Source organism: Hydrogenophaga sp. FW305-3-2-15-A-LB1 (genome assembly GCF_058787875.1).
In genome coordinates this window covers 21689-27688 of record NZ_JBYTAE010000088.1, presented here as the reverse complement: position 1 = coordinate 27688, position 6000 = coordinate 21689, and the positions used below count along the sequence as shown (strand labels likewise).

At 67.3% G+C, this 6000-nt stretch carries 5 protein-coding genes; all 5 read right to left on the bottom strand.

The features are described 5' to 3' along the window. Positions 1–116: 116 nt before the first annotated feature. The 5 genes from AC3WPZ_RS23060 to AC3WPZ_RS23040 are packed head-to-tail and all read right to left on the bottom strand — an operon-like array spanning position 117 to position 5468. Complete coding sequence (locus AC3WPZ_RS23060) at positions 117–1667, bottom strand: malonate--CoA ligase (protein ID WP_444686736.1); 1551 nt, start codon at positions 1665–1667, stop codon at positions 117–119. A gap of 30 nt (positions 1668–1697) precedes the next feature. After that, on the bottom strand, positions 1698–2465 hold the full coding sequence (locus tag AC3WPZ_RS23055) for an enoyl-CoA hydratase/isomerase family protein (protein ID WP_382325250.1): 768 nt from the start codon (positions 2463–2465) through the stop codon (positions 1698–1700). Then, positions 2462–3448 (bottom strand): Bug family tripartite tricarboxylate transporter substrate binding protein, encoded by a 987-nt coding sequence (locus AC3WPZ_RS23050; protein ID WP_382157304.1) that lies wholly within the window; start codon positions 3446–3448, stop codon positions 2462–2464. Before AC3WPZ_RS23050 ends, AC3WPZ_RS23055 begins: the two co-directional genes overlap by 4 nt. A gap of 32 nt (positions 3449–3480) precedes the next feature. After that, complete coding sequence (locus AC3WPZ_RS23045) at positions 3481–4812, bottom strand: malonyl-CoA decarboxylase domain-containing protein (RefSeq protein WP_444686737.1); 1332 nt, start codon at positions 4810–4812, stop codon at positions 3481–3483. Further along, on the bottom strand, positions 4809–5468 hold the full coding sequence (locus AC3WPZ_RS23040) for a GntR family transcriptional regulator (RefSeq protein ID WP_382157300.1): 660 nt from the start codon (positions 5466–5468) through the stop codon (positions 4809–4811). The genes AC3WPZ_RS23045 and AC3WPZ_RS23040 overlap by 4 nt, the downstream gene beginning before the upstream one ends. Positions 5469–6000 lie beyond the last annotated feature (532 nt).

Genomic DNA, 6000 nt, shown 5'->3' with positions numbered 1-6000 from the left:
GATCGGGGTGGCCGGCGCAGCGAAGTAAAGGAGGAGAACCGGCGAAGCCGGTTCGGGGGACATGAGCGGAGCCGGCCACCCCGATCACCGAGGACCGCTGTGGCCGGAGAAAACAGTCAGGCGAACAAGCCCTTGTACTGATCCCGAAGCAGGTTTTTCTGCACCTTCCCCATGGTGTTGCGCGGCAACTCCGCCACCACCACACAGCGCTTGGGAATCTTGAAGTTGGCCAGCCGCGCCTTGAGCGCGGACACCACCTCATCGGGCTTCACCGAAGCCCCGGGCTTGGTGATCACCACCGCCACGCCCACCTCGCCGAAGTCCGGGTGTGGCACCCCCACCACCGCGCTCTCGGCCACGCCCGGCATCTCGTTGATGTAGCCCTCGATCTCGGCCGGGTAGACGTTGTACCCCCCGGAAATGATCAGGTCCTTGCTGCGCCCGACGATGCTCACATAGCCCCGCTCGTCGATGCGCCCCACATCGCCCGTCTTGAAGAAGCCGTCGGCGGTGAACTCCTCGGCCGTCTTCTCCGGCATGCGCCAATAACCCTTGAACACATTGGGCCCGCGCACCTGGATCGCACCGATCTCGCCCACCGGCACCGCCTTCGTGTCCTCGTCCACCACCCGCAGCTCGTTGCCCGGCAGGGGAAAGCCCACGGTGCCGCCGCGCCGCTCGCTCTCGCCACCGAAGCGCGCGTCCGCCGCATAGGGGTTGGAGGTGATCATCACCGTCTCGCTCATGCCGTAACGCTCCAGGATGGTGTGGCCCGTGCGGGCCTTCCACTCCTCGAAGGTCTCGATCAGCAAGGGCGCGGAGCCCGAAATGAACAGGCGCATGTGGGCCACCTGCTGTTTCGTGAGGCCCGGTTCGGCGAGCAGGCGCACGTACAGCGTGGGCACACCCATGAACACCGTGGCGCGCGGGAACAGTTCCAGCACCGCGCGCGGCTCGAACTTGTTGAGCCACAACATCGGGCTGCCGTTGATCAGCGCGCCGTGGATGGCCACGAACAGGCCGTGCACGTGGAAGATCGGCAGCGCGTGGATCAGCACGTCGCCCGGTTTCCAGCCCCAGTATTCGCGCAGCACTTGCGCGTTGCTCAGCATGTTGCCGTGCGAGAGCATCGCCCCTTTGCTGCGACCGGTGGTGCCGCTGGTGTAGATGATCACGCCCAGGTCTTCGGCGCGGCTGTGCGCCGGGGTGTGCTCGGCGCTGTGGTGCGCGGCGCGCTCCAGCAGGCTGCCGGTGCGGTCGTCGCCCAGCGTGAAGACGTGGCGCGTGCCGGCCTTGAAGGCGATCTTGGAGACCCAGCCGAAGTTGGCCGGGCTGCAGACCACCACGGCGGGTTCGGCGTTGCCGATGAAGTACTCGATCTCACCGGCCTGGTAGGCCGTGTTGAGCGGCAGGAACACGTGGCCCGCGCGCAAGGTGGCGAGGTACAGCACCAGGGCCTCGACCGACTTCTCCACCTGCACCGCGATGCGCGAGCCTTCGGGCAGCTTCATCGAATCGAGCAGGTTGGCCATCATGGCGCTGGCGCGGTCCAGGTCGCGCCAGGAGTAGCGCAGGCCGGCATGGGCGCCGCCCACCGTCTCCACGGCGGTGCTGTCCAGATCGGCGGGAAAGGCCGCGCGCAACGCGGCGTACAGGTTGTGGTTCATGGTGTGGGAACGCAACGGAGGAAAAGGGATTCAGAAAACGGGTTGGCGCTTGGCCAGGAAGGCGGCGATGCCTTCGCGGTGTTCGGCCTGGGCGGCGTAATGGTAGGCCTGCTCGACCACGGCCTGCACCGGCTGGCCCGCGCCGAGCGCGCGCAGGGTCTGCTTGTTCTGCCGCGCGGCCTGCGGCGCCAGGCGCGCGATGCGCTGCGCGCGGGCCTGCACTTCGGCGCTCAGCTCGGCATCGGGCCGCACCGCTTGCAGGAAACCGCGCGCCTTCATCTCGTGCGCATCGAGCACGGCGGCTTCCAGCAGCATCTCGCGCGCGGTCGCCAGGCCGGCCTCGCGCGCCACCAGCTGGGCTTCGCGCGGGGCCATGGGAAAACCCAGGCGGGCGATGGGCGCGCCGAAGCGCGCGCCCTCGCCGGCCACGCGGATGTCGCAGCAGCTGGCGATCTCCACGCCCGCGCCCATGCAGTTGCCCTCGATCTGCGCCAGCAGCGGCAGGTCGCAGGCCAGCATGGCGCCCAGGCCGCCCCACACGTCGTTCTCGTGGAAGTCGCGCAGCGCGTCGGCATCGAAGCGAAAGCCCGGGTATTCGGCGATGTCGCCACCGGCGCAGAAGTGCCCGCCCTCGCCCGCCACGATCACGCCGCGCAACTCGGTGCGCGCCTGCAGCTCGGTGAAGACCGACTTCAGCTCGCGCCACATCGCGCGCGACATGGCGTTGAACTTGCCCGGGTGGGACAGCGTCACGCGCGCCAGCGCGTGATCGATGGCCAGGTGAACCCGGCCGCTCATTCGAGCGTGGCGCCCGAGGCCTTGACCACCTGCGCCCACTTCTGGATTTCGCCCTTGACGAAGGCATCGAACTGCGGGCCACTCACGTTGGCGAATTCCGCACCCTGGTTGGCCCAGACCGCTTTCGCTTCATCCGTGCTCACGGCCTTGCGGATTTCATCGATCGCGCCTTTCTGCGCGTCCGCCGGCGTGCCCTTGGGCGCCCACACGCCGTACCAGGTGGTCACGTTGTAGTCCGGCAGGCCCATCTCGGCCGCGCAGGGCACGTCCGGCAAGGCCGGGCTGCGCTGCTTGCCCGACACCATCAGTGCCTTGATGCGCCCGCCCTTGATGTGCGCGGCCGACGAGCCCAGGCCGTCGAACATCACGTCCACCTGGCCGGCGATCAGGTCGTTGAGCGCCGGGCCCGCGCCGCGGTAGGGAATGTGGGTGATGAAGGTCTTGGTCTGCTGCTTGAAGAGTTCGCCCGCGAGGTGGTGCGAGGTGCCGCTGCCGGCCGAGGCGTAGTTGAGCTTGCCCGGGTTGGCCTTGGCCATGGCGAGGAACTCCTTGAAGTTGGCGGAGGTCACGCGCTTGGGGTTGACCACCACCACCTGCGGCACGCTGGCCACCAGGATCAGCGGCACCAGGTCCTTGTCGATGTCGTAGTCGAGCTTGGGGTACATGCTGGGCGCGATGGCGTGGTGCACCGCGCCCATGAAGAGGGTGTAGCCGTCGGGCGCGGCCTTGGCCGCGATGCTGGCGCCCAGCGTGCCGCCCGCACCGCCCCGGTTGTCGATCACCAGGCTCTTGCCCGAGAGCCGCGCGAACTGCGCGGCCATGGGCCGGGCAAACGCATCGGTGCCACCCCCTGCCGGGAACGGCACGATCAGGGTCACCGGCTTGGTGGGCCAGGTCGACTGGGCATGGCCCGCCGTGGCATAGAGGGTGGCGCCGGCCACGGCCGCGCGCAGGATGTCTCGTCGATTCAGGCTCTCGGTCATGCTGTTGTCTCCTTGTGGTTGAAATGGCGGCTTCAAAGATAGAGGTCCTTGATGGCCGCGGCTATCGGGATCTTTCCCTGCGCGAGCGAGGCGCGGTGCTTGTCCAGTCGCTTGAGATCGTAGAGGTAGTTCACCATCAGGCCGTAGGACTGTTTCAGCCCCTTGGCCGACGGATCGGCGGCCCAGTTCAGGCGCTCGACCCGCGCGCCGTTGCCCAGGTGGAAGCGCGCCACCGGGTCCAGCGGCTTGCCCTCGTTCAACTCGTCGCCCAGGTAACGCGCGGCCCAGCCCATGAGCGCGCGGCGCTCGGGCGCGTTTTCGGCCAGCTCGTCCACACGCTCCCAGGCCTTGAGCATCTCGGCCGGGGCGTTCTTCGTGAGCCAACCGCGCAGGGCCGGAATGGGCGAGAGGGTGGCGAAGGTCTTGAGGCGGGGGAATTCCTGCTTGAGCGTCTCGACCACGCGCTTGATGAGCGAGTCCCCGAAGCTCACGCCCTTGAGGCCGGTCTGCGTGTTGCTGATCGAATAGAAGATGGCGGTGGTGGCCTTGCCCAGGTCGGCCGGCGCGGCCGCCTCGTCGAGCAACGGCGTGATGCTGGCGGCGATCTCGTTCATCAGCGCCACCTCGACGAAGATCAGCGGCTCCTCGGGCAGGCGCGGGTGGAAGAAGCCGTAGCAGCGGCGGTCGCTGTCGAGCCGGTTCTTCACGTCGGCCCAGCTGCGGATGTCGTGCACCGCCTCGTACTTGATGAGCTTTTCCACCAGCGAGGCCGGCGAGTCCCAGGTGATGCGGCGCAGGTCGAGAAAGCCCACGTCGAACCAGGTGGAGAACATGTACTCCATCTCCACGTCCAGCGCGAACAGGCGCTTGTCGCTGCGCAACTGCGGCTGCAGCTCGGCGCGCATGTCCACCAGGAAGCGCACGCCCTCGGGGTTGGCGCTGAAGCGCTGCAGCAGGCGGCGCCGGGGCGAGACGGTGGCGCGCCGGTAGAGCACCTCGGCCGCGGCCTCGTCGGGCGTGCCCACGGCGGCGGCGAACTGGGCCTGCGCCTTCTTGACGCGCTGGGGGTCGGCCACGAAGCGCTCGCTCATGAGCAGCCAGAGGTCGCGCCGGTGCGGCGGCGAAGCGCTGGCGTACCAGTCCATCATGGCCTGCGCGCGGCGCCCGCCCTCGACCTCGCTCACCAACGGGTCCACGATGGCCTGCAGGTCCCGGAGGGACTGGCGCAGCATGCGCGGCGACATGGCCTCTTCGTCGTGCCGCAAGGTGGCATCGAGCCGCTCCTGGGTCGAGCGTGGGCCAGCGGCTTTCGCCGTCGGGCGCAGAAGGGAGACGCCTTGCGCCAACCAGTCGGGTGGGGTCATGCCGAAAGCCTCGATGTCTGATTGCGGGCCAGTTCCCGCAAGGCCACGCGCTGTCGCGTGAGGTGGGTGCGCATGGCGGCTTCGGCGCCCTCGGCGTCGCGCGCCTTGAGCGCGGCGAACACCGCCATGTGCTCGGACAGGCTCTGGTCCAGCCGCCCCGGCGCGTGCAGCTGCTGCAGGCGCGCGAGCTTGACGATCTTGCGCAGGTCGCCGATCACCTGGGCCAGCCAGCGGTTGTTCGCCAGCGTGATGATGGCCTCGTGGATCTTGAAGTTGGCATCGTAGTACTCGTTGATGAGCCGGGCCCGGGCGCTGCGGTTGAGCCGGTCGTGCAGTTGCTCCAGGGCCGCGAGGTCGGCATCGCTCGCGTTGTTCGCGGCCTCGAAGGCGCAACGCCCTTCGAGCAGCGCGATGACGGGAAAGATCTCGTCGAGATCGCGCTCGGTGACCTCGCTCACGAAACAGCCGCGCCGGGGTTCGTGCCGCACCAGGCCTTCGGCGGTCAGCACCTTCAGGGCTTCGCGCAGCGGCGTGCGCGAGATGGCCAGTTCCGCGCACAGCGCAGGTTCGTCGACGAAGCTGCCCGGGGCGAGCACCCCCGCGAAGATGCGCTCGCGCAGCTTCGTGGCCACTTCGTCATGCAGGGAGTTGAGCATCGGTCGTTTGCAAAATTATCTGTAATTACGCGTAATTCTAAGACCATCCACCGCGCCCCCGACACCCCGGACTTACCCGAAGTACCGCCGAGGCCGGGCATGGGCGGCTGCGGATCGGCATCCCGGGTTGCCAGCCATTTCGCCCATCGATGCAATCGAATGCCCGTCCCCATGCAAATCTTTGCATGCCGGGACACGCCGCGCCCCACTCCTGTTTAAAAACAAGACCATTTGGTCAAAATACAAGACCCAATTACTTTGCATTGCCTGCGCAATACCTCACGGCAATTGCATCAAACCGAATTAATAGGCGGTGCAAACCCCTAACTTCCCTTCATTATCCAATCGCCCCGTCGATACGATTGCCAGATCGAAGCGAATCCGTCTGGAAATCACCTCAACGGGCTGAACACCGCGGAAACGCAGCACCACAGCGCGCTCTCGGGCCAACAACCCAAAGCGTGTAGGGAATGTTGGATTGCCTTTCCGGTGTCGCATCGGATTGGCTTTCATGCAAGGAGGTTGAATTATC